Origin of the sequence: Saccharospirillum salsuginis, assembly GCF_014651855.1 — a bacterium.
GTDB lineage: Bacteria > Pseudomonadota > Gammaproteobacteria > Pseudomonadales > Natronospirillaceae > Saccharospirillum > Saccharospirillum salsuginis.
The window spans coordinates 96,834-120,166 of sequence record NZ_BMXR01000006.1; the positions used below are offsets into that span (position 1 = coordinate 96,834).

Genomic DNA, 23,333 nt, shown 5'->3' on the forward strand with positions numbered 1-23,333 from the left:
AACAGACCACTGGCGGAGTTCCGCCCTCGACGGAGAATACAACATGACCAGCGTCACCGAAGCCACCGAGTCCTCCGCTCACTTCAACATGCTCAATACCCGGGTGTGGGCCAATGGCCGTCACCTGGTCCGGTGCGTCCGGGTGATTCGTGAGACCTGGGACGTCAAGACCTTCTGCTTCAACGCCGAGCAGTCGATCATGTTCTTCTTCAAGCCCGGCCAGTTCGTGACGCTGGAACTGGATATCGATGGCGAACAGGTGATGCGCTCCTACACCATCTCCAGCTCGCCGTCGGTGCCCTACAGTTTCTCCATCACCGTCAAGCGGGTTCCGGGCGGTCGGGTCTCCAACTGGCTGCACGACAACCTCAAGGAGCAGGACGAACTGGCCGTTCACGGCCCGGTCGGCAACTTCAACTGCATCGACCATCCGGCCGAGAAGGTCCTGCTGCTCTCCGGCGGGGTCGGCATCACACCGCTGATGTCCATGGCACGCTGGTACTTCGACACCAATGCCGATGTCGACATGCAGTTCGTCCACAGTGCCCGTACACCGAACGACGTGATCTTCCAGCGCGAGCTGGAGCACATGTGCTCGCGCGTACGCAACTTCAACCTGTCGGTCATCAGCGAGCGCATCGAGATCGGGCAGGCCTGGAACGGCTATCGCGGTTTCCTGGACCAGGCCAAGCTGGAGATGATTGTTCCGGATTACCTGAGCCGGCGGATTTTCTGCTGCGGTCCGACGCCCTACATGCGGGCGATCAAGCAACTGTTGATCGACAACGGCTTCGACATGGACCTCTACCACGAGGAGTCCTTTGGCGCGACGCCAGCGGATGTCACCCAGGACGCGTTGGAGCAGGCCGAGATCGCGGTCAAGGAAGCCGAAGAGATCAAGGACGCCGACATGTTCACCGTCGAGTTCACGGAAACCGGCATGAGCGTTCAGGTGCCTCCGGGCGAGACCGTCCACGCCGCCGCCGGCCGACTCGGGCTGAACATTCCCAAAGCTTGCGGTGTGGGCATCTGCGGCACCTGCAAGGTGCTCAAAAAGACCGGCGATGTGGATATCCAGCACAATGGCGGCATCACCGAGGAGGACCTGGCCGAGGGCTACATTCTGTCGTGCTGCAGTACGCCGACATCCGATCTGGTGATCGAGGGGTAACCGGCCGACGGGACCGATTTCGATTCAAAGCGAAGACAATTCCTTCTAATTTATGTGGGATTGTCATAAATAGATTCACAGCTTGCGAAGGGCTTCAAGGCTTGTGTCGTGAATGAACCCTGAGCGACGCTCATGGTGACGTTTTTGGATAACTCGGCGCCCGACACCGGACGTACCATGAGCACAGCGATAGACGTTAGGGAGAGGGGCTCCAAGCCAGTACGGCGGAGTCTGTCAGGGGTTCAAGGTACCTTGCCGAAAGGCGACACGGGTACCTTAACACTTTGAAGCGTTTTAACGTTTGCGCCCGGGAGGGTGGCTCCGTATATTTCGAAGATGTCGGGTTCGGAACACCCTCATAAAAAAGTCAGAGGCCGTATGACAAACAACGAGGGGGTTGCGACCCTGGGCTAGCTCAGCCCATGGATACCCCCAATCTACAACAATAAACAGTCGCACCCGGGAGTCCGCAATGCTCCAACGCAAGCGACTGGACTTACAAGTTACAACAGAGGGGTAAGTCCATGAATGAGAACACTGTATCTCCAGCCAACGCCGCTGGTCCTCAGCCCTATCGGGTCGGGTTCCTGCTGATCGACAACTTCACTCTGGTCGCGTTGGCGTCGGCGATTGAGCCGTTGAGAATGGCCAATCAGCTGACCGGCAGTGAGCTCTATACCTGGCAACTGCTGTCCCGTGACGGGGATACCGTCAAGGCCAGCGACGGCATCGCCATCGCCCCCGACGGCTCGATCGCCGATAAGAAAACCTTCGACATCGTCATCGTCGTCGGCGGCGTCGACATCACCCGCAGCTTCACCAACAAAGAAGTCCACTGGCTGCAGAACCAGGCTCAGCGCAAAGTCCTGCTCGGTGCCGTCTGTACCGGCGCCTATGTGCTCGCCAGCGGCGGCCTGCTCGACGGCTACAACTGCAGCGCCCACTGGGAATGCCTGGCGGCCCTGCAGGAACGGTTCCCGCGTGTGAACTGCACCAACCACCTCTACACCCTCGACCGCGACCGCATGACCTGTACCGGCGGCAGCGTACCCATGGACATGATCCTGTCCATGATCGGTCGTCAACACGGCAAGGCGTTGACCAATGCCATCTGCGACATGTTCGTCTGCGACCGGGTGCGCCCCGACAACGAACAGCAGCGTACCCCGTTGCGTCGTCTGCTGACCACCGCCCAGCCCAAACTGGCCGAAGTCACCGAACTGATGGAAGCCAACATCGAAGAGCCGATCGAGCTGGAGGAACTGGCCAGCTACGTCGGTATCTCCCGTCGACAGTTGGAGCGTCTGTTCCTCAAGCACCTGAACTGCACCCCGTCCCGCTACTACCTCAAATTGAGGCTCGACCGGGCCCGCCAGTTGCTCAAGCAGACCACCTGCTCGATCATCGAAGTGGCCTCCATGTGCGGCTTCGTCTCCGCGCCGCACTTCAGCCGTTGCTACCGGAAATACATCGGCATCTCACCCAAGGAGGAACGGGCCGCATTGTGGTCCATAAAACAGCTGGACGAGCCGAATGACGGCTCAGTGGCGGAATTGCCGACGTCTTCCTTCAAAGCCTTGCGGGTGGCGCAGGCCGAACCGACCTACGGCGCGGTGAATTTCTTGGCGGCGCCGTTGCGGGTCGGGACACCGAAGGTGGCTGTTACCGGCTGACCGGTAGGTTGGATTAGATCCGAAGGATCGTAATCCAACATTTCCACGCCCTGTTCGGCAGGTAATGTGCCTGGTTTAGGTGTTGGATTACGCCTACCGGCTAATCCAACCTACATTGCCCGCCATTGGACATATCCCCCAATCATCAATAACCCCGATGGATGCCGTGTATAACGGTGTCCATCGGGGTTTGTTGTTGATGGCCTGTGCCCACCCAACGCATTATTCACCTCCTTCAACACCCCTGCCGATTTTGGACCCCCCTCTGTCGCATCCAGTGAACTTGGGCCAGAACCCCGTGGATACACTTCCTGCATTGTCATCCACACAACCGCCGGGGTGCCGCCATGAACGCAACCGAATTGCACCAGGACTCCATCGTCATCGATGGACTCATCATCGCCAAATGGGGGCGCGACCTCTTCGAGGACATGCGTAAAGGTCAGCTCACCGCCGCCAACTGCACCGTCTCCGTCTGGGAAGACTTCCAGGCCACAGTCGACAACATCGTCATGGTCAACGAACTGATCGACGAAAACAGCGACCTGGTGATGAAAGTCAGAACCACCGACGACATCCGAAAGGCCAAAGAGCTGGGCAAAACCGGCATCATCATGGGCTTCCAGAACGCCCACGCCTTCGAAGACCAGCTCGGCTACATCCAGATCTTCAAAGACCTCGGCGTCGGCGTCGTCCAGATGTGCTACAACACCCAGAACCTCATCGGCACCGGCTGCTACGAACGCGACGGCGGCCTGTCCGGATTCGGCCGCGAAGTCGTCGCCGAAATGAACCGCGTCGGCATCATGTGCGACCTCTCCCACGTCGGCAGCAAAACCTCCGAGGAAGTCATCCTCGAATCCAAAATGCCCGTCTGCTACTCCCACTGCCTGCCGTCCGGCCTGAAAGAACACCCGCGCAACAAATCCGACGACGAACTCAAGTTCATCGCCGACCACGGCGGCTTCGTCGGCGTCACCATGTTCACCCCCTTCCTCAAAAAAGGGGTCGACGCCACCATCGACGACTACGTCGAAGCCATCGCCTACATCGTCGACATCGTCGGCGAAGACCAGGTCGGCATCGGCACCGACTTTACCCAGGGCCAGGACAAAGCCTTCTTCGACATGCTCACCCACGACAAAGGCTACGCCCGCGAACTCACCCGGTTCGGCAAAATCGTCAACCCCGACGGCATCCGCACCGTCGGCGAATTCCCGAACCTCACCGAAGCCCTGCTGCGCAACGGCTTCTCCGAACAACTCACGCGCAAAGTCATGGGTGAAAACTGGCTGCGCATCCTCGGCGAGGTATGGGGAGAATGACCATGGCCACACACGCACCCGAAATGCCCATCGAAGTCGACAGCGAGACCGGCATCTGGACCACCGACGCATTGCCCATGCTCTACGTCCCGCGTCACTTCTTCATCAACAACCACCAGGCCATCGAATCCGAGCTCGGCCCCGAGCGCTACGCCGACATCCTCTACAAGGCCGGCTACAAATCCGCCTGGCACTGGTGCGAAAAAGAAGCCGCCCTGCACGGCCTCAAAGGCCCGGAAGTGTTCGACCACTACATGAAACGCCTCTCCCAACGCGGCTGGGGCCTGTTCAGCGTCGAACACCTCGACATCCAACGCGGCCAGGCGCGCGTCAGGCTTGACCACTCAGCTTTCGTCTACCACTACGGCAAAGTCGGCCGCAAGATCGAATACATGTTCACCGGCTGGTTCGCCGGCGCCATGGACCAGATCGCCAGCGACCTCGGGTACGACATTCGCACCCAGGCAAAGCAGACGCAGAGTGCGGCTGAAGAGGGGGCGGATTATGGCCTGTTTGAGGTGGAGCCGGTGCCGGCGTTCGATACGAGCAGCTAAGAAACGTAATTGATCACTGCCTTTCCGTGCGTTGGGCAGTTCAGGGTGAGGTTTGACCACCCTCTCCGACGTGTCGGACCACCTACCCCTCTCCCGCCAGCGGGAGAGGGGATTAGTTACCTAAAAAACAAGAGATTCAGTAGCGGAGTGAAAAAGGCTGACCGTGGCGCATATGGCTAGCGCCGGATGACGGGGATGCTGATTCGGGGATGTCGGCCGCCAGGACGGCGGCCGTCAAGCCCCCATGGATGGGTTCACGGCGACCCCGAATCAGCATCCCCGTTAGCCGGTGCGGGTTAATAACCACCCAGGCAAACCAAGCTCCGTACACAACGAGGGGAACCGAAATGTCCCAATTCGAAGCACTGTTTAAACCGTTGAAGATCAACCAGTTGACCATCCGCAACCGGGTCGTCAGCACCGCCCATGCCGAGGTGTATGCCACCGACGGCGGCATGACCACCGACCGCTACGTCAAATACTACGAAGAAAAATCCAAAGGCGGCTGCGGCCTGTGCATCTGCGGTGGCTCCAGCGTCGTCTCCATCGACAGCCCGCAAAGCTGGTGGAGCTCCGTCAACCTGTCCACCGACCGCATCATCCCCCACTTCCAGAACCTCGCCGACGCCGTCCACAAACACGGCGGCAAGATCATGATCCAGATCACCCACATGGGCCGCCGCTCACGCTGGGATGGCGAAAACTGGCCCAACCTGATGTCCCCTTCCGGCATCCGTGAACCCGTGCACCGCGCCACCTGCAAAACCATCGAAGAAGAGGAAATCTGGCGCGTCATCGGCGACTTCGCCCAGGCCGCCCGGCGCGCCAAAGAAGGCGGCCTCGACGGCGTCGAACTGTCCGCCGTCCACCAGCACATGATCGACCAATTCTGGTCGCCGCGCGTCAACAAACGCACCGACCAATGGGGCGGCAGCTTCGAAAACCGCATGCGTTTCGGCATGGAAGTGTTGAAAGCCGTACGCGCCGAAGTCGGTCGCGACTTCGCCGTCGGCCTGCGCATCTGCGGCGACGAATTCCATCCGGACGGTCTCAACCACGACGACATGAAAGAGATCGCCAAATACTACAACGACACCGGCGAACTCGACTTCTTCGGCGTCGTCGGCTCCGGCTGCGATACCCACAACACCCTGGCCAACGTCATCCCCAACATGTCCTACCCGCCGGAGCCGTTTTTGCACCTGGCGGCCGGCATCAAGGAAGTGGTCGACGTCCCCGTCATCCACGCCCAGAACATCAAAGACCCGAACCAGGCCGAACGCATCCTCGAAGCCGGCTACGTCGACTTCGTCGGCATGACCCGGGCCCACATCGCCGACCCGCATCTGATCGCCAAGATCAAGATGAACCAGGTCGACCAGATCCGTCAGTGTGTCGGCGCCAACTACTGCATCGACCGCCAGTACCAGGGCCTGGACGTGCTGTGCATCCAGAACGCCGCCACCTCGCGCGAACACCTGGGCATGCCGCACGTCATCGAAAAAACCGAAGGCCCGATCCGCAAGGTGCTGGTCATCGGCGGCGGCCCCGGCGGCATGGAAGCGGCGCGCGTCGCCGCCGAACGCGGCCACGACGTGACCCTGATCGAAAAAGCCGGCGAACTCGGCGGCCAGATCACCCTCGCCGCCAAGGCCCCGCAACGCGACCAGATCGCCGGCATCACCCGCTGGTATGCGCTGGAACTGGAGCGCCTTGGTGTCGACCTGCGGTTCAACACCTCGGCCGATTCTTCCGTCGTACGCGACATCCAGCCCGACGTCTGCATCCTCGCTACCGGCGGCGTGCCCTTCCTGGAACAGAACCCCGAATGGGGCCATGACGACGGCTTGGTCGTCTCCTCCTGGGACATCCTGAGCGGTGCCGTCGAACCCGGCGAAAACGTTCTGGTGTACGACACCATCTGCGAATTCTCCGGCATGTCCGCGGCGGATTATCTCGCCTCCAAGGGCTCGCTGGTCGAACTGGTCACCGACGACATCAAACCCGGGGTCGGCATCGGCGGCACCACCTTCCCGACCTATTACCGCAGTCTGTACGAGCGGGAAGTGATCATGACCTCCGACCTGATGCTGGAAAAAGTCTACGCCGAGGGCGACAAGAAAATCGCCGTGCTCGAGAACGAATACACCGGCCAGAAAGAAGAACGGGTGGTCGATCAGGTTGTCATCGAAAACGGCACCCGGCCGAACGAAGGCTTGTATTACGACCTGAAAGCGGACTCGATCAACAAGGGTCAGATCGACGTCGAGGCGTTGTTCGCCTGTGATGCCCAGCCGGTTCTGGAAGAGGCCGACAAAGGCATGATTCTGTGGCGTTTGGGCGACTGTGTGTCGCAGCGGAATACGCATGCGGCGATTTATGACGCGCTTCGTCTTTGTAAGGATTTGTGAGGTTTTTGGGTAATGGTTGTGTGACGGGTTGGTTGGGAACGGCAGATATCGGCTAGGCCTCTTCTGCCCTACTTACGGAGGCACCCTAATCCGTAGGGCCGAAGAGGTGGAGCCGACATCGGCCGTATCCTAACCCACCACCCAACCCAACCATCGCCCAATCAAAAAGAGGTACCACCATGCTCCTCGATTGGCTACTCCCGACACTGTTGATCGCGGCGTTGGCCTTGCTGGCCATCGGCGCGATCCGCCGCATCAATCTGTGGCGCGCGGGCCAACCCGAAGCGGTCAAACTCATCGCCGGTTTGATGGCCATGCCGCGTCGCTACCTGGTCGATCTCCACCACGTGGTCGAGCGCGACAAGGTCATGTCCAACACCCACGTCGCCACGGCGGGCGGGTTTGTCCTGTCCATGTTGCTGATCATCCCGGTCTATCTGTTCGGCCTGGAAAGCCGTTGGCTCACCATTCCGTTGCTGATCGCCACGGCCGCGATGTTCACCGGCGCAATCTTCGTCTACCGGCGTCGCCGCAACCCACCGGCCCGTTTGTCCAAGGGCCCCTGGATGCGGTTGCCGAAAAACCTGTTGGCGTTTTCCGGCTCGTTCTTTCTGCTCACCCTGCTGACCTCCGGCTTGTTACCCGAAAACTTTCTTGGTGTTTGGGGCGGCTGGGTGCTCACCGCGATCCTGCTCGTGGGCATTGCCTCCGGTCTGTCCGAACTGCTGTTCGGCATGGGCTGGGGCGGGCCGATGAAGCACGCCTTCGCCGGTGCCCTGCACCTGGCCTTTCACCGTCGCCCGGAACGCTTCGGCGGCGGCCGTTCGACCGGCCTGAAACCGGTGAATCTCGACGGGGCTCTGGGCGTCGCCGAACCCAAGGATTTCAAATGGAACCAGTTGCTCGGGTTCGATGCCTGTGTCCAGTGCGGTCGCTGTGAAGCGGTGTGCCCGGCCTTCGCCGCCGGCCAGCCGCTGAACCCGAAAAAACTGATTCAGGACATGGTCGTCGGCTTGGCCGGCGGTACCGATGCGAACTACGCCGGCAGTCCCTATCCCGGCACCGAAGTCGGCAAGGCGCACGGTAACCCGCATCAGCCCATCGTCGACGGTCTGGTTAACGCCGACACCCTGTGGTCCTGCACCACCTGCCGGGCCTGTGTCGAGGAATGCCCGATGATGATCGAACACGTCGACGCCATCGTCGATATGCGCCGGCACATCACGCTGGAACGCGGCGAAACCCCGAACAAGGGCGCCGAGGTGCTCGACAACCTGATTGCCACCGACAACCCCGGCGGTTACGACCCGGGCAGCCGGATGAACTGGGCCGCCGACCTGGACCTGCCGTTGATGGCCGACAAGCAGGAAGCCGAGGTCCTGTTCTGGGTCTCCGATGGCTGTTTCGACATGCGCAGCCAGCGCATCCTGCGCGCTTTTGTCTCCATTCTCAAAGCCGCCAACGTCGACTTCGCCGTGCTCGGCAACGAAGAATGCGACTCCGGCGACGTCGCCCGTCGCCTGGGCGACGACGCCACCTTCCAGAGCCTGGCGAAACACAACATCGCCACCCTGAGTCAGTATCGGTTCAAGCGCATCGTCACGACGGATCCGCACGCCTTCCACGTCATCAACAACGAATACGGCGACTTTGGCGGTCACTATGAAGTGCTGCACCACAGCACCTTCATCAACGAACTGGTCGAACAGGGCCGGATCCAGCTCGACCGGTTCAAAGGTGGCACCGTCACCTATCACGACCCCTGCTACCTGGGCCGCTACAACGGCGAATACGAGTCCCCGCGTGCTCTGTTGAAGGCTCTGGGTATTGAGGTCAGCGAGATGGAACGCTCCGGCTACCGGTCGCGCTGTTGCGGCGGCGGCGGTGGCGCGCCCATTACCGACATTCCGGGCGAGCATCGCATCGCCGACATGCGCGTCGACGATGCCCGCCAGGTGGACGCCGAAACCATCGCTGTGGCCTGCCAGCAATGTACGGCCATGCTCGAAGGCGTCGTCGAACCGCGACCCGAAATCCGCGATCTGGCCGAACTGGTGGCGGACGGTCTGGTGGTCGAAGCCGCCGAACCCGGGCCGGCGAAGACCCGTCCCGCCGTCGAGGAGGTGCACTGATGAGCGACATGCCGATTTCCGATGTGCCAAGACGCGACCCGCGCACCGAATGGATCCTGCGCAACCGCCTGCACCCGCAGCACGACGAACTGGTCGCCGCTAGCAGCGGGCCGGTGCGCGGCCCTTCCGGTTTGTTGCGCAAGAACCCGCGTGCCGTGGGTTATATCGGCCCCAACGGCCTCAAACGCATCGATCGCAGCGCCGGGTTCTCCGGCGGTGCCGGCGGGGTCTCATTCCGTTCCCGAGGGCGGTCGGGCCAGGCCGAGGTCGAGTTGCCGCTGCACACCGTCGAGCAACCCGATTTCTACGTCGCCGTTGTGGTCGACCTGGCGGCCGGGCGTTTGAGCGGTCACGATAAAGACGTCCTGGGTCAGGCGCATCAACTGGTCAACGCCACCGAAGGCGAGGGGGCCGTGCTCGCCATCGCGCTGGGCGAGGCCCGCGAAGCCGCCTTCGGTAAGGCCGGTGCCGACCGCCTGATTCACCTCACCGACGTACAGGGCGAACCGCTCGACGGCTACTGCCCGGAACGAAAACTGGCGGTGCTGGAAGCGGTCGAATGCGAATTCGAGCCACGCTATTGGCTGTTCCCCGATTCGGTCCACGGCGGTGCCGATCTCGGCTCCCGCCTGGCCGCCCGTCTGGGCGAACGCCCGGCCGTGCAGGCCTGGCAGGTGGACACCGAACGCACCGTCTGCCGCGGCGGCAGTCAGTTGACCGACTGGCACCGCCCCACCGCCCGCGTGATGTTGTTGGCGGCGGAATGCGCCCTGCCGATCGACGAAACCCGGCACGAAGCCAAACCGCTCGAACTGACGGTAATCCCGCCCGTGACACCGCGCATCGAGGACCTCGGCCCGGTCGACGTCGACCCGAGCAAGATCGCCCTGAGTGAGGCCGAGTTCATCCTCGCGGCCGGCAACGGCGTGCGCGACTGGGACCAGTTCCACGCGGTCGCCACCACCCTCGGCGCCACCGAAGGCGCCAGCCGGGTGGCTGTGGACGACGGCAACATGCCGCGTTTCCGCCAGGTCGGCGCCACCGGCACCTGGGTCACGGCGCGTGTCTACGTGGCCGTGGGCATCTCCGGCGCCATCCAGCACCTGCAGGGCATTGGCCAGTGCGACAAGGTCGTGGCCATCAACCTCGATGACGGCTGCGACATGATCAAACGCGCCGACCTGAGTGTGATCGGCAACAGTCAGGGTATCCTCGGCGAACTGCTGAACCTGGCCGAGTCCCGCCAGAACGGGACCGGGGCCGACACAGCGGACCTTGCCATCGACACCCGAGAGGAGGAACGCCATGTGGCCTGATCCCAACCTCAAGGTCGCGACCCTGGTGTCCGTCGGCCAGCATCCCAAGTCCGGTCGCGCCCGGCGCGCCGAACAGGATGCCCGTGCCGTCGAGCTCGGCCTGAAAATGGCCGGTACCCGATCCCGCCTGGTGAATGTCGGCGCTGGCGATGAAACCGGCCTGCGCCAATACCTCGGTATGGGCCTGCCCGAACTGATGCAGGTAAAAGCGGGTACGGAGGCGGACGCCGTGCCGGCGTTGGTCGAACACCTCAAGACCCACCCCACCGACATCGTCCTCACCGGCATACGTGCCGAGCAGGGCGAAGCCTCGGGCATGGTGCCCTATTTGCTCGGCGAACAACTCGGCTGGCCGGTGGTCTCACGCATCGCCGACATTCAGAAAATCGAAGACGGCAAGGCGGACGTATTGCAAGCCTTGCCGCGCGGCCAGCGTCGCCTGCTGCGCGTGCCACTGCCGTTCATCGCCACCGTCGACAACGCCGCACCCGAAGCCCGTCAATACGCCTATGGCCCGGCCCGTCGCGGCCAACTGGCGGAAACGAACGGCACCGCGATCGTCGACGAAGCCCGTCTCGAATGGCAGGAAACCCCGGCCAAACCGAGACCCAAACGCCTCAACGTCGTCAAAGCCAAATCCGCCGCCGACCGATTCAAAGCCGCCACTGCCAAACCGCAAGGGCAGGGCGGCCAAGTCATCCGCGACGGCACGGACCGGGAAAAAGCCGAAGCGATTATGGAGTTGCTGATTTCAGAGGGAGTTGTCAGGTAAAGCGCGGTTGCTTGTAGGGCAGAAGAGCCCCAGGCGATATCTGCCGTAGGTAGTAAACGATGGCGGTGAGTTATCCATTGGCTCGTCATTCTACTCACGGCAGATATCGGCTCCACCTCTTCTGCCCTACACAAAAAAACCACCCCTCAACAAAAACAAAAAAAGGTGCTCCAATGAAACACCTACTGGCTCTACTCCTAATCTCGATCCCTATAACCCTCACCGCCGAACCCATCAAACTCGTCACCTCCGGCAACTTTGCCCCCTTCACCGACGAGGACTGGAAAAACCGGGGCATGATCACCGACATCCTCGACCAGGTGATGCGCGTCGCGGACCTGGAGGTGGAGATCACCTTCCAGCCCACCTGGGGCAACCTCATGGCCGACACCGAAGCGGGCCAATACGACGGTACCTTCCCCTGGTACTACAGCGAAGAACGCGCCGAACGGTTTTTCGTGACCGAATCCCTCGGTGCCACCTATGTGCTCCCCTATGTCAAAACCGGCAGCGGCATCAATGCGAGCAGCCCGGACGATCTGGCCGGTTATCGATTGTGTCGACCGGCGGGGTATTTCACCCACGACCTGGTCGAACTGATGAAAGACAGCAATACCACCCTGACCCAACCCGACTCCCTGGCCGAGTGTTTTGAGATGTTGCGCGACGGGGAAGTCGATGTCGTACCGGTGGATTTGTTTTCGGCCAAATCGGCCATCGCGTCAGTGTTCGAAAACGATCGGGATATACAGCAACTGAGCATCGTGTTTTCAAAGCAATCGATGCATGTGCTGGTGCCGAAAAACCATCCCGAAGGCGAAGCCCTGGTCACGTCGATCAACAAGGCACTGTTCAAGCTGGAAACCCGGGGGGTTTTGCAGTCGATCAGAGATAACCACGCGACGATTTATCTACAACAGTTCTGATTAAGGTGACATATACCCGTAGGGCAGAAGAGCCTTAGGCGATATCTGCCGTGAGTAATGTAACGTGCCAATGGGTGATCCTATGGCGCTGTATTCTCCCACGGCAGATATCGGCTAGGCCTCTTCTGCCCTACAGGGTCGAAAACACCCCACGACGCAACAAGACACAAAACACCCCCACCATGTCGCTACCAGCACCCGGCGTTACCTCCAAAGCCGTACCCTAGTGTTCACCCGGAGCCCGGTCGGATACCCCAGACGGTAGCTGTGCTCAGGTGAACCCGAAATGCAGGTCGTTCGTTCGGGCTCCGGGTTCTCTTCTCGGACAACAAAAAAAATGCTGGAGAGTCTTCATGACCGAACGTTCGCAAAGCTCGGTAGGCGCCGCTCGTCCATACGACGACGTCGACTATCAAATCGGGCAGGACAATATCCAAATCGCCGGGTTCGATATACACAACCCGGTGTTCGGCATCAGTGCGGTGCTGATTCTCATCTTTGTCATTGGTACGTTGATGGCGCCGGAAGCCGCCAACACCATGCTGCTCGGTGCACGTAACTGGACCATTGACCATTTCGACTGGCTGTTTATGGCCGGTGGCAATCTTTTCGTGATTTTCTGTCTGGCCCTGATCTTCCTGCCGGCCAGCAAAGTCCGCATCGGCGGTGCCGACGCCAAACCGGAATTCTCGACGCTGTCCTGGTTCGCCATGCTGTTCGCGGCCGGCATGGGCATCGGCCTGATGTTCTGGAGCGTCGCCGAACCGGTGGCCTATTTTACCGACTGGTACGGCACGCCGCTCGGCGTGGCCGCCAACACGGCCGAAGCGAAATCGCTCGCGCTGGGCGCCACCATGTTCCATTGGGGTCTGCATCCCTGGGCCATGTACGGCATCGTCGGTTTGTCGCTCGCGTTCTTCGCATACAACAAAGGCTTGCCGCTGACCGTGCGTTCGGTTTTCTATCCGATTCTGGGTAACCGCATCTGGGGTCCGATCGGCCATACCATCGACATCATTGCCGTGGTCGCCACTATTTTCGGATTGGCCACCTCGCTTGGTCTGGGTGCACAACAGGCCGCCAGCGGTCTGGCCTATCTGGGCCTGGTCGAAAACGGCATCAGCGTTCAGATCGGCATCATCGTGTTTATTACCGTCATTGCGATCATGTCCGTGATCCGCGGGCTGGATGGTGGCGTCAAAGTGCTCAGCAACATCAACATGGGCATCGCCCTTGTGCTGTTGTTGTTCGTGGTGTTTGTCGGGTCTATCAGTGGGTTCTTCGTCAACCTGCTCGATATGTTCACCAGCTATGCCAAGAACATCGTACCGCTCGGCAACTGGGTCGGTCGTGAAGACGAAACCTGGTTCCACGGCTGGACCGTCTTCTACTGGGCCTGGTGGATCAGTTGGTCACCCTTCGTCGGTATGTTCATCGCCCGTGTCTCAAAAGGGCGTACCGTGCGTGAATTCATGCTCGCCGTACTGATCATTCCCACCGTCGTGTGCGGCATCTGGGTGACTGCCTTTGGCGGCAACGCACTGGATCAGATCCAGGCGAACGTGGGTGAACTGAGCGATGGCCTGACCGAGGTTCCACTCGCCATGTTCCAGATGATGGACAGCCTGCCGCTGACCTCCCTGATTTCGTTCCTGGCGATTGTTCTGGTGCTGGTCTTCTTCGTCACCTCGTCCGACTCCGGCTCGCTGGTGATCGACGGCATCACCGCAGGCGGTAAAGAAGACGCTCCCGTACCGCAGCGTGTGTTCTGGGCCACAATGGAAGGCGTGATCGCGGCGACCCTGTTGTTCGGCGGCGGAGCGCAAGCTCTCGGTGCCCTGCAGGCCGGTGCCGTCACCGCCGGACTGCCGTTCGCCATCATCCTCATCCTGATGTGTGTCAGCCTCTATATGGGCTTAAGCGGAGATGCCAAGCGATTGGCGAGAGCCGCTCAGGCGTAGGTAACAGGTAGGGCAGAAGAGCGACAGCGTTATCTGCCGGAATCAGACCATTGAGGCAATGGTGTTGGCCATTGCCTAAAGTCACGGCAGATAACGCCCTTCGGGCTCTTCTACCCTACCACCGGATTCCCGGCCGGGTTGGTTTTGAAAATCCGCTTCGCAGTCGAAGTCGATCAGACTGCCTGGGTCGTCGACATCCTGCACCACCATCCGGGCCGTGTGTTTGTCGAGTATTGATCGCGCCCCGGTATCCCCGCTCAGCTTGGACAGTTCCCCGAAATGTATCCGCCCGAATAAAACCGGATGGCCCCATTGTCCGTTGAAACGAGGCCGTACGATTGTGATGCCGGCACCCGGATTGAACGTCCGACTGAGCCGGGCGTAGGTATCGGCCGAGATACAAGGCATATCCGCCAGCGCGATAAACACCGCGTCGATATCCGAGCGGAGTGCGCGAATGCCGGCGGCCAGCGAGGCACCCATGCCCTGTGATGGATCGTCGATGGGCACGCGCTCGACAGATGTTCCATCCAGGGTGTCGCACATTGAAGCCGTGGTTTCGTTCACAACGGTGATAATCTGTGCGGGCGATACCCCGAGTACAGTGTCGAGGCTGTGCGCCATCAGCGGACGACCGCGCCAGGGTTTCAATAACTTGGGTTCACCCGGCAACCGGGTAGACAGGCCCGCGGCCAGCACTATCACAGCAAAGCGATGCGCCGGGTTCAGCATGGCGGGTTCAACATGGATAGCCGCGTTGCTGGGCATGGTGCAGCACTTCCGCCAGGGTGGAGACAGCAAGCGTGGTCGGGTTCTTGCTGCGCGGAATCAGCCCCATGGGGCCGTGGATGCGTACGATATCGCGGTCGTCAAACCCCGCCAAGCGCAGTGCCTCCACCCGGCTCGCGTGGGTGCGTTGACTGCCCTGGGCGCCGATGTAAAACACCGGGCTGTCGAGCAGGCGCGCCAGCAATTCGGGTTCGCCGTCGTGGTCGTGAAACAGCACGACCGCCGCCGTCCAGGCATCGGTCTTCAGTTCGACCGGGTCGCCTCTGTGGCGCATGCGTATGACGGGGAGGCCGTCGCGGGCCAGCGCCGCCAGACTGGCGGCTTCTGGGGTGTGTACCTGCACCTCAAAGCCACTGGTGTGAGCCAGCCGGGCACAGGCGCGCAAGGCCGGGCCTTCGCCGCACAGCAACAGTCGCAACGCGGGTGGGTAGTGGCGTACGAAGGTGCGGCCGTCACTCCGGCTAACGTCGGATGGTGATGACCCGCCAACGGTGGTCAGCCGGGAGTGTCCGCGGTCGAGATCCGTTTCAATCGCCACCGGTTGGCGTTGCTGCAGGCGGTCACGCGCCTGCCGGATCAGCGCCGGGTCCATGCTCTGGTCGAAATACAAGTCCAGCCCACTGCCACACGGCAGGACGATGTCGATGTAGGGCGAGCCCTTGCCGTAACGCACGCACTCGTTCTCGCCCCGGGCCAGCACCCGATGCGCCCGGTCGATGATCTCTCGCTCCAGACAACCGTTGGAGATAAAACCGCAGGCCTGGCCGGAGCCGGTGACCGCCATCTGGGCGCCCAGCGGTCGCGGGGACGACCCGTCGATGCCCACCAGGGTGACCAGGACGACCGACTCGCCCGCATCGAGCCAGTCAGCGGCCGTGGGCAGGACGTTGTCCACGTCGTCGGGCGCCTCGACGGTGTTCGCCGGTGCGCAAGCCGTGTCCAGCGGAGTCATGAGGCCTCCGGACAGACCGCACCAGCCCCGGCCCACTGTTCGATGAATACGGCCACCTCTTCCGGCGAATAAGGGGCCGGTTCCCGCCCCGGTCCCGGGTCCCAGCCCCAATGAACAAGCTCATCGTGGCGAATGTGATCGGCCACGGCCTGCAGGGTCCGGCCGCCGTTGCGGTCCGGGTCCTGAATCTGTTGGCACACCTCGCGGCTGCTCTTGTCCCACCATTGCATCTCGACCGGCGCCAGCAACCAAACGTGCGCGCCGGGGGCGCCGTGTGGCTCGGGCGAGTTCTGTTGGGTGTGGCAGGTGCTGCACAGTACGCTTTCCGCACCGATGCGGCTGCGGTCGGCGTTGATGTTCATGCCATGGGGCTGGGGCTCGCCATAGTGCTCGCCCGACCAGCGGGGAATGTGGTCATCGCCGACGTGACAGTTGGCGCAGCGCGGGTGCGAGAACACCTCGTAGATTTTGCTCCAGTGTTCCAGCGCCGGGTCTTCGGCCAGCGCGACGGCGGCCAACACCAGAGCGGCAAAACCGGTCAATACGCGTTTCATGGGTGTCCCTCCTAGACGAACCGAATGTGTTTGTTCAGCGGCATTTCGCGGATGCGCTGACCGGTCAACGCGAAAATGGCGTTGGCCAGCGCGGCGCCCGCCGGCGGTACGGGCGGTTCGCCCACGCCCAACACCTTGTCACCGTTTTCCAGACCCTGCACAACGATGTCGGGAGTCTGGTACAACCGCAGGCCCGGGTAGGCGTGATAATTGGTTTGCTCCGCCTGGCCGTCGGCGTAGGTGATCTCGCAATTCATGGCATGACCGAGCCCCCAGATCACACCGCCCTGGACCTGGTTTTCGAAATTGATCGGGTCCAGCACCCGGCCCACTTCGGCGGCGACGTAGACGGTGTCGATGCGAATGCCCCGGTCCGTCTGAGTCACCTCGACCACCTCGGCACAGGCCACCCCGAACGACAGGCAGAATGCCACACCGCGCCCGCGGTTCTCGCTGATGCGCGGGCCAGTCCAGCCCGACATCGCCTTGACCGTTTCCAGTACCTGACGGGACGGCTCGTGCCAGCACAACCGAATGCGCTCCTCCATCGGGTCGGCGCCGGCGGCGTGGATCAATTCATCGAGAAAACAGTCGTGGAAGAAACCGTTACTGGAAGCACCGACCGAGCGCCAGGAGCTGATCGGCGCCAGGCCATCCGCCCGGTACCCGGTCATGCGGTAGTGTGGAATCGAGAACGGCTGGTCCCAAGCCCCGGCGATGATCTGCAGGTCCGGTCCCGGCACGTTCAACCCCTGTCGGCTGAGCTGGGATGCGGTCACCGAGGGCATGGCGACCCCCAGATCGTAAGCCTCCACCCGGCCGTCCCGCACGCTACCGCGACCGCGCGCCATGGCGATCTGGCGCGGAAAATCATGCCGCATATCCTCTTCGCGGCTGTAGACCAGTTTGACCGGAGTGCCGGGCAGCGCTTTCGCTAATTCGGCGGCGCGTTTGACCACTTCGTCTTCCAGCCGGTGGCCGAAACTGCCGCCGACCATCTGGTTATGAATGTGGACCTGTTCGCTGTCCACACCGACGATCTTGGCGACGTTGGCCTGCACGAATCGGGGAATCTGGGTCCCGGTCCAGACATCGACCCGGTCCGGATTGACCCGGACGATGGCGTTGATCGGCTCCAGCGGGGCATGGGCGAGATAGGGCGCCCGGTATTCGGCTTCGACCACCTCGCTCGCCCGGTCCAGCGCTTCGACCACATTGCCTTCGTCTCGACGGCGGGCGTCGATCTGGTCCTCGTTGAAGGCGTTCGACAGGGCGGCCCAGTGCTCGTCCATGTCATTTGGATAGGGCGCCGGCCCCCAGTCGAACCGAATTGCCTCTGCGGCCTTGAACGCCCGCCAGGTATTGTCGGCAATCACACCCACGCCGCCGGTCACCGGTATCACCTGCTGAACCCCGCGCATGGCCAGTGCCTCGGTGGCGTCGTAATCCTGAAGGGAGCCGCCCTGGCGCGGGTTCAGTTTAATCGTGGCGTGCACCATGCCCTCCACCGCCAGGTCGATTCCGTAAACGGCGGTACCGGTCGACTTGGCCACGATATCGTGGCGCTGCATGGGTTGGCCGATCATCCGCCAGAGGTTGGGTGGGCGCAGCTCGACATCGGTCACCGGTTCGACCTGGGCGGCCTGGGCTGCCAGTTCGACGTAACTGAGCCTCGAGCCGTCCGGCAAGACAACCGCACCCTGTTCGGTCTTCAACCGGGACACGGGCAGACCGGTTCGTTCGGACGCCGCCCGTTTCAGGGTTTCCCGGGCCACCGCACCGGCATAGCGCAGCTTTTCGTAACTGTCCGGCACCGTGCTGGACCCGCCGGTAACATGCACGCCGGCGAATTTCATCACGGCGTCCGCCACTCCACGCACGGTATTGGCCATGGCCCCATCGTTCGTGGAGCGAACCGGGACGGACTCGGCTGCCAGCGCGGTGTTGTAATAGGCCGGTGCCGGTGGGCCGGGGTCGACCCGCACCTGGTCCAGCCCGATGTCGAGTTCCTCGGCGATCAAGGCGGCCTGAACCGAATAGGCACCTTGCCCGAGGTCAGTGCGCGGGGTGATCAAGGTGACCCCCTCCGCGTCGATTTTGACGTAGGGGGTGAGGGCGGCTTCGCCCTCGGCCAGGTCGTCCAGCAACGGGTTCTCGTGCGGACGGCGGTACATGTAATAGCCGAAGGCCACGCCCCCGGCGATGGTGGCGGAGCCGATCAGAAAGGTGCGGCGGGTGATTTTACCGAGGCGACTCATGACGCATCCCCCCGCAGCTTGGCCGAGGCGGTTTTCACCGCCTGGCGTATGCGCGGGTAGGTACCGCAGCGGCACAGATTGGCGGACAGCGCCTGGTCGATCGCCTCGTCACTCGGGTTCGGGTTGGTCATTAAAAACGACGCCGCGCTCATGATCTGGCCCGACTGGCAATACCCGCATTGCGCGACCTGGTGTTCGATCCAGGCCTCCTGAACCGCGTGCAGCGACTCCGGCGTGCCGAGCCCCTCGATGGTGGTCACCGGCCCAGTCACGTCGCCCACCGGCAGGGAACAGGAGCGCACGGCCAAGCCGTTCACATGCACCGTACAGGCCCCACACATGGAAATGCCGCAACCATAGCGCGGCCCGGTAATGCCCAATTCATCCCGCAACACCCATAACAAGGGCATTTCGGGTTCGACGTCCACGGTGTGGACCTGTCCGTTTACCGTGATGTTCATGGCTTCCCCCCACTGTCGCATCGTCACCGAGACTGTACCGATCCGGGCGGTGCAAATAAATGACCGATGGTCATTTGTTATCTGGATGACGTCACCGACTCAAGAAATCTGTTCCGGAACCGACACAAACAGTCTCATTGGTCGAATATTGTCCAGGTCATTGACTATAGTCAGTGAGACAAGAAGTGACTTTCGAAAACAACTCAACGGCTCTGAGACCCTGTTTCTGGAGAGCCGGACAGACATGAGACCCCGGAGATCCAGACATGACACGACTACTGACGATCAAGGGTCTCATCTATTCCCTCTTTGGTTTGCTGATTTTCTGGCTGGTGCTGATTGGTGGCTACGCCCTGTTCAGTGTCAATCAACTCAGCGGCAGTTTGATCCGCCTGATGTCGGAAACCGACACCGTCTCCAGTAACCTGCAGCAATCCCTGTCCGCGTTGGACGATCTGGAATCCCAACTGGCGGTGTTGTCCGAAGCGCAAGGGTCGATGAATCGTCTGCGGCAACTGGAACAACAATTGGCGCAGACGGGGGAAGCGGCGGTCGAAATCGACAACGGCTTGCAGGCGGTGCAGCAGGTGGTCAGCGCCCAGAATGACAGCCTGCAGAACATCAGCGACCGCTCGAATCGCATTGCCGAAGATCTGGCGCTGGTGTCCGGCCCGTTGCTGACCATGATCACGACGTCACAGTCCATCAACGGGGACGCCCAGCGCGTCCTGCTCGGCTTGTACCAGGCCGCCGCCGAACCCGGCACGGCCGAACTCGACATTCGCGACGACGTCACCGGTATCGCGCGCGGGCTTTCCACCATGACCCGGGCCATGTTCAATGTAGACCAAAGCGACGATACCCGTCAGGAACTGGTTGAGCTCCGGCGCGAATTGCGCGCCTTTCGCAGCGATATTCGGACTTACAATGGCAGCGACAGCGAACAGGAACGCAACGCCATGCTGCCGGAACTCATCACAGCTGCGACGACCGTGGTCGAGCGCACCGGCCGCATTCAGGAAGGCAGCCTGGCCCTGGCCAACGCCACGGCGGCGCAGGTGAACGAACTGGCCGAAGCGACCCAGGTGGCGTTGGCCGAACAGCAGGAAGCCAACCAAGCGACCCAGACGACCCTGGCCGATACGCTGACGATCGTCGGAAACAACACCCAGGCCACGCGCGCTCTGACCGATGATTTGTCCAACGCCGCTCAGGAACTGGGGTCATCGCTGCAGGTCATTCCCAGTGTCCGGTCCGAATTCGAACGCTTTATCCAATCCATGCAAGACATCGTCTCGACCGATCAGGCCGAGCGCCTGGACGACGTGCAGGCCCAGGCCACCACGCGTCAGGAGCAGGCCGAGTGGTTACCGGTGATCCTGCTGTCGGTGTGCGCGGTGGCCGTGCTGTTCAGTCTGGTGGCTCTGTTCGGATTGCAGCGCCTGATCGTCCAGCCCATGTCGCGCTTTGTCGCGGGCGTGAACCGGGTGACGCGCAACGATCTGCGAGAGGAAATCGACACCCGGGGCGCGGTGGGTGAATTGAAAACCGTGATCGGCCAGGTCAACAGCCTGATTCAATCCCTGCGCCAGAACGTCACCGACATGATCGACGCCGGAAACGCGATTGCCGCGAGTGTCGAAACCATGCACCGCACCTCGATGACCACCCAGTCGGCCGTGGAAGCCCAGCAACAAGGCGAGGCCGAAATAGAAACCGCAACGCAACAGCTGGGCGACATGGTGCACTCGGTCGCCGACATCGGCGAGCAGGTCCAGCGGGATGCGAAACAGGTGGACGATTCGATTCAAGCCAGCCAGAAAGGCGTTGAACAAGCCAAGAGCGAAATGGATGCCCTGTCCAACCGCATCTCAGCGGTCAACGACGCCATGGGTCGATTGAAAGCCGACAGCGACAACATCGGTAAGACCCTGACCGTCATCCGCGAGATCTCGGAGCAAACCAACCTGCTGGCGTTGAACGCGGCCATCGAGGCAGCGCGCGCCGGCGAGTCGGGTCGGGGGTTCGCGGTGGTCGCCGATGAAGTGCGGCAACTGGCCCAGCGTACCGGCGATGCCACGGTCGAGATCGAGACCCTGACCCAGTCCCTGAAAGCCGGGGCCGACCACGGCAACGATGCCATCACCGTCAGCCTGGAACAGCTTGAGCGCAATGTGCACGCCACGGACGAGGTGGCGCAGGCCCTGAGCGCCGTCATACAGCAGGTCGGTGGCATCAATTCCCAAAACCTGGAAATCGGTCAGCTCACGCAACGCCAGCGCGAGCAGTTGGCCATCATCAACCAGGGCATCGAGAATGTCCGTCACCAGACCGACGACGCCCAGAAAACGGCGGAAGCCAACATCGAAGCCACCGATGGTCTGCAGCAGACATCCGACCAGTTGAAAACACTGGTTCAGCGATTCCAGCTGTAATTGCAACACCTCTTCCCGACCCACCCCTCCATTCCGATGCGTGTTCGGTCGTTTCGACTGCGTTCCTACTGTCAGAAGTGTCGCAACCGGGCAACTTTAGCGCGGGCGTCCCTTTAGAGTATCCCCTGAGCACAGTGTATTTCGGGTTCGGCCGTTCCAACACATCACAACAAAGGAACCAGCAATGACCAGTCAAGCATCCAACCGTGGGGTGGTCTACCAGGGCCCCGGCCAGGTTTCCGTCGAATCCATCGCCTTTCCTGAACTCGCGCTCGGCAACCGCCGGTGCGATCACGGTGTTATTCTGAAAGTCCTCACCACCAACATCTGCGGTTCCGACCAGCATATGGTCCGTGGGCGCACCACCGCCCCCCAGGGTCTGGTGCTCGGCCATGAGATCACCGGGCAGATCATCGAAGTCGGCCGCGACGTCGAATTCCTCAAAGCCGGCGATATCGTCTCCGTGCCGTTCAACATCGCCTGCGGCCGCTGCCGCAACTGCAAGGAAGGCCGCACCGGCATCTGCCTGAACGTGAACCCCGCCCGTCCCGGCGCCGCCTACGGCTACGTCGACATGGGTGGCTGGGTTGGCGGCCAGACCGAATACGTCATGGTGCCCTACGCCGACTTTAACCTGCTCAAGTTCCCGGATCCGGAGCAGGCCATGGAGAAAATTCAAGACCTGACACTGCTCTCCGACATCTTCCCCACCGGCTTCCACGGCTGTGTCACCGCTGGCGTCGGCCCCGGTTCCACCGTCTACATCGCCGGTGCCGGACCGGTCGGTCTGGCGGCGGCACAGTCCGCCCGCCTGCTCGGTGCCGCCTGCGTCATCGTCGGCGACATGATCGACGAACGCCTCGACCAGGCGCGCAGCTTTGGCTGTGAAACCGTCGACCTGAAACAGGACGCCGAACTGCCCGACATGCTGGAGCAGATTCTTGGCGAACCGGAAGTCGATTGCTTCGTCGACTGCGTCGGTTTCGAAGCGCACGCCTGCGGTCACCATCACCACCACGAACAACCGGCGACGGTACTGAACTCGGCCATGCAGGTAACGCGTGCCGGTGGTGAAATCGGCATTCCCGGCCTGTACGTGACCGAAGACCCGGGTGCCGCCGAAGAAGCCGCCCAGCAAGGATCATTGAGCATGCGGTTCGGTTTGGGTTGGGCGAAATCCCACTCTTTCCACACCGGTCAGTGCCCGGTGATGAAATACCACCGGCAGCTTATGCAGGCCATCCTGTTCGACCGGGTAAACATTGCCCAGGCGGTCAACGTGCAGATGATCAGCCTCGACCAGGCGCCGAAAGGCTACGCCGATTTCGACGGCGGCGCGGCGAAGAAATTCGTCATCGACCCGCACGGATCCGTCGCGGCCTGAACTTCCCCTTCTCAACGCTGTTGAGTCACACACCCGGCCCGCTCCCGAAACGGAGCGGGCCGGGTTCGTTTGGGCGCATATTTAACGGAAAAAAGGCCCGAAAAATAGCTGAAAAATTTCGTACCGATGTTGCTTAAGAGCGACCCGTTTTGACCCCTTTCCGACGCTAGTCCAAACGGACTAAAGAGCGCTCAAATCAAGCCCGAATAGGCGGGTTTCGGATCATCTTTTAGACCTTTTTATCAAGCCATGTCTCATA

The 23,333-nt window shown here is 61.6% G+C and carries 17 protein-coding genes; 12 read left to right on the plus strand and 5 right to left on the minus strand.

The window, feature by feature from the left end:
• The first annotated feature begins 43 nt into the window (after nt 1-43).
• From gbcB to IE111_RS12845, 10 genes are all read left to right on the plus strand, one after another.
• Entirely contained in the window at nt 44-1,171 is a 1,128-nt protein-coding gene (gene gbcB, locus IE111_RS12800; protein WP_308427542.1) for a glycine betaine monooxygenase reductase subunit, read from the plus strand.
• A gap of 524 nt (nt 1,172-1,695) precedes the next feature.
• Nucleotides 1,696-2,844: a choline metabolism transcriptional regulator GbdR gene (gene gbdR, locus IE111_RS12805; RefSeq protein WP_189609271.1), complete on the plus strand. Its 1,149-nt coding sequence runs from the start codon at nt 1,696-1,698 to the stop codon at nt 2,842-2,844.
• 347 nt (nt 2,845-3,191) lie between these two features.
• Complete coding sequence (locus IE111_RS12810) at nt 3,192-4,169, plus strand: dipeptidase (RefSeq protein ID WP_189609273.1); 978 nt, start codon at nt 3,192-3,194, stop codon at nt 4,167-4,169.
• Nucleotides 4,170-4,171: 2 nt separating this feature from the next.
• Nucleotides 4,172-4,723 (plus strand): 4-vinyl reductase, encoded by a 552-nt coding sequence (locus IE111_RS12815; protein ID WP_189609275.1) that lies wholly within the window; start codon nt 4,172-4,174, stop codon nt 4,721-4,723.
• A gap of 347 nt (nt 4,724-5,070) precedes the next feature.
• Nucleotides 5,071-7,134: a dimethylglycine demethylation protein DgcA gene (gene dgcA / locus IE111_RS12820; protein ID WP_189609277.1), complete on the plus strand. Its 2,064-nt coding sequence runs from the start codon at nt 5,071-5,073 to the stop codon at nt 7,132-7,134.
• 179 nt (nt 7,135-7,313) lie between these two features.
• Nucleotides 7,314-9,266 (plus strand): (Fe-S)-binding protein, encoded by a 1,953-nt coding sequence (locus tag IE111_RS12825; RefSeq protein ID WP_189609280.1) that lies wholly within the window; start codon nt 7,314-7,316, stop codon nt 9,264-9,266.
• Nucleotides 9,266-10,582, plus strand: a complete 1,317-nt coding sequence (gene etfA / locus IE111_RS12830) for an electron transfer flavoprotein subunit alpha (RefSeq protein ID WP_229805348.1) — start codon at nt 9,266-9,268, stop codon at nt 10,580-10,582. Before IE111_RS12825 ends, etfA begins: the two co-directional genes overlap by 1 nt.
• Nucleotides 10,572-11,354, plus strand: a complete 783-nt coding sequence (gene etfB, locus IE111_RS12835; protein ID WP_189609282.1) for an electron transfer flavoprotein subunit beta — start codon at nt 10,572-10,574, stop codon at nt 11,352-11,354. The genes etfA and etfB overlap by 11 nt, the downstream gene beginning before the upstream one ends.
• A 173-nt stretch (nt 11,355-11,527) precedes the next feature.
• Nucleotides 11,528-12,280, plus strand: a complete 753-nt coding sequence (locus tag IE111_RS12840; protein WP_189609284.1) for a substrate-binding periplasmic protein — start codon at nt 11,528-11,530, stop codon at nt 12,278-12,280.
• A gap of 353 nt (nt 12,281-12,633) precedes the next feature.
• Nucleotides 12,634-14,241 carry a BCCT family transporter gene (locus IE111_RS12845; RefSeq protein ID WP_189609286.1) on the plus strand — a complete coding sequence of 536 codons (1,608 nt, stop codon included), beginning with the start codon at nt 12,634-12,636 and terminating at the stop codon, nt 14,239-14,241.
• A gap of 81 nt (nt 14,242-14,322) precedes the next feature.
• Here IE111_RS12845 and IE111_RS12850 read toward each other — a convergent pair whose 3' ends face one another.
• From IE111_RS12850 to IE111_RS12870, 5 genes are read right to left on the minus strand one after another with little or no spacing between them, the layout of a single operon-like run.
• Entirely contained in the window at nt 14,323-15,009 is a 687-nt protein-coding gene (locus tag IE111_RS12850; RefSeq protein ID WP_189609288.1) for a nucleotidyltransferase family protein, read from the minus strand.
• Nucleotides 14,981-15,982, minus strand: coding sequence for an XdhC family protein (locus IE111_RS12855; protein WP_189609290.1), 1,002 nt, complete (start codon nt 15,980-15,982; stop codon nt 14,981-14,983). Before IE111_RS12855 ends, IE111_RS12850 begins: the two co-directional genes overlap by 29 nt.
• Complete coding sequence (locus tag IE111_RS12860; protein WP_189609292.1) at nt 15,979-16,536, minus strand: hypothetical protein; 558 nt, start codon at nt 16,534-16,536, stop codon at nt 15,979-15,981. The genes IE111_RS12855 and IE111_RS12860 overlap by 4 nt, the downstream gene beginning before the upstream one ends.
• Nucleotides 16,537-16,547: 11 nt before the next feature.
• Nucleotides 16,548-18,794: a xanthine dehydrogenase family protein molybdopterin-binding subunit gene (locus IE111_RS12865; RefSeq protein WP_189609294.1), complete on the minus strand. Its 2,247-nt coding sequence runs from the start codon at nt 18,792-18,794 to the stop codon at nt 16,548-16,550.
• Nucleotides 18,791-19,255, minus strand: a complete 465-nt coding sequence (locus IE111_RS12870; RefSeq protein WP_189609297.1) for a (2Fe-2S)-binding protein — start codon at nt 19,253-19,255, stop codon at nt 18,791-18,793. The genes IE111_RS12865 and IE111_RS12870 overlap by 4 nt, the downstream gene beginning before the upstream one ends.
• A gap of 266 nt (nt 19,256-19,521) precedes the next feature.
• Here IE111_RS12870 and IE111_RS12875 point away from each other — a divergent pair, with 266 nt between their 5' ends.
• Nucleotides 19,522-21,690, plus strand: coding sequence for a methyl-accepting chemotaxis protein (locus tag IE111_RS12875; protein ID WP_189609300.1), 2,169 nt, complete (start codon nt 19,522-19,524; stop codon nt 21,688-21,690).
• A 184-nt stretch (nt 21,691-21,874) separates the two neighbouring features.
• Complete coding sequence (gene fdhA, locus IE111_RS12880) at nt 21,875-23,074, plus strand: formaldehyde dehydrogenase, glutathione-independent (protein WP_189609302.1); 1,200 nt, start codon at nt 21,875-21,877, stop codon at nt 23,072-23,074.
• The last annotated feature ends 259 nt before the right edge of the window (nt 23,075-23,333 follow it).

Coding starts and splice junctions, on each gene's coding strand:
- IE111_RS12865 (WP_189609294.1), bottom strand. CDS start 18,794: ATGAGTCGCCTCGGTAAAATCACCCGCCGCACCTTTCTGATCGGCTCC.
- IE111_RS12875 (WP_189609300.1), top strand. CDS start 19,522: ATGACACGACTACTGACGATCAAGGGTCTCATCTATTCCCTCTTTGGT.
- IE111_RS12825 (WP_189609280.1), top strand. CDS start 7,314: ATGCTCCTCGATTGGCTACTCCCGACACTGTTGATCGCGGCGTTGGCC.
- IE111_RS12850 (WP_189609288.1), bottom strand. CDS start 15,009: ATGCCCAGCAACGCGGCTATCCATGTTGAACCCGCCATGCTGAACCCG.
- gbdR (WP_189609271.1), top strand. CDS start 1,696: ATGAATGAGAACACTGTATCTCCAGCCAACGCCGCTGGTCCTCAGCCC.
- IE111_RS12810 (WP_189609273.1), top strand. CDS start 3,192: ATGAACGCAACCGAATTGCACCAGGACTCCATCGTCATCGATGGACTC.
- etfB (WP_189609282.1), top strand. CDS start 10,572: ATGTGGCCTGATCCCAACCTCAAGGTCGCGACCCTGGTGTCCGTCGGC.
- dgcA (WP_189609277.1), top strand. CDS start 5,071: ATGTCCCAATTCGAAGCACTGTTTAAACCGTTGAAGATCAACCAGTTG.
- IE111_RS12845 (WP_189609286.1), top strand. CDS start 12,634: ATGACCGAACGTTCGCAAAGCTCGGTAGGCGCCGCTCGTCCATACGAC.
- IE111_RS12870 (WP_189609297.1), bottom strand. CDS start 19,255: ATGAACATCACGGTAAACGGACAGGTCCACACCGTGGACGTCGAACCC.
- IE111_RS12860 (WP_189609292.1), bottom strand. CDS start 16,536: ATGAAACGCGTATTGACCGGTTTTGCCGCTCTGGTGTTGGCCGCCGTC.
- IE111_RS12840 (WP_189609284.1), top strand. CDS start 11,528: ATGAAACACCTACTGGCTCTACTCCTAATCTCGATCCCTATAACCCTC.
- fdhA (WP_189609302.1), top strand. CDS start 21,875: ATGACCAGTCAAGCATCCAACCGTGGGGTGGTCTACCAGGGCCCCGGC.
- IE111_RS12855 (WP_189609290.1), bottom strand. CDS start 15,982: ATGACTCCGCTGGACACGGCTTGCGCACCGGCGAACACCGTCGAGGCG.
- IE111_RS12815 (WP_189609275.1), top strand. CDS start 4,172: ATGGCCACACACGCACCCGAAATGCCCATCGAAGTCGACAGCGAGACC.
- gbcB (WP_308427542.1), top strand. CDS start 44: ATGACCAGCGTCACCGAAGCCACCGAGTCCTCCGCTCACTTCAACATG.
- etfA (WP_229805348.1), top strand. CDS start 9,266: ATGAGCGACATGCCGATTTCCGATGTGCCAAGACGCGACCCGCGCACC.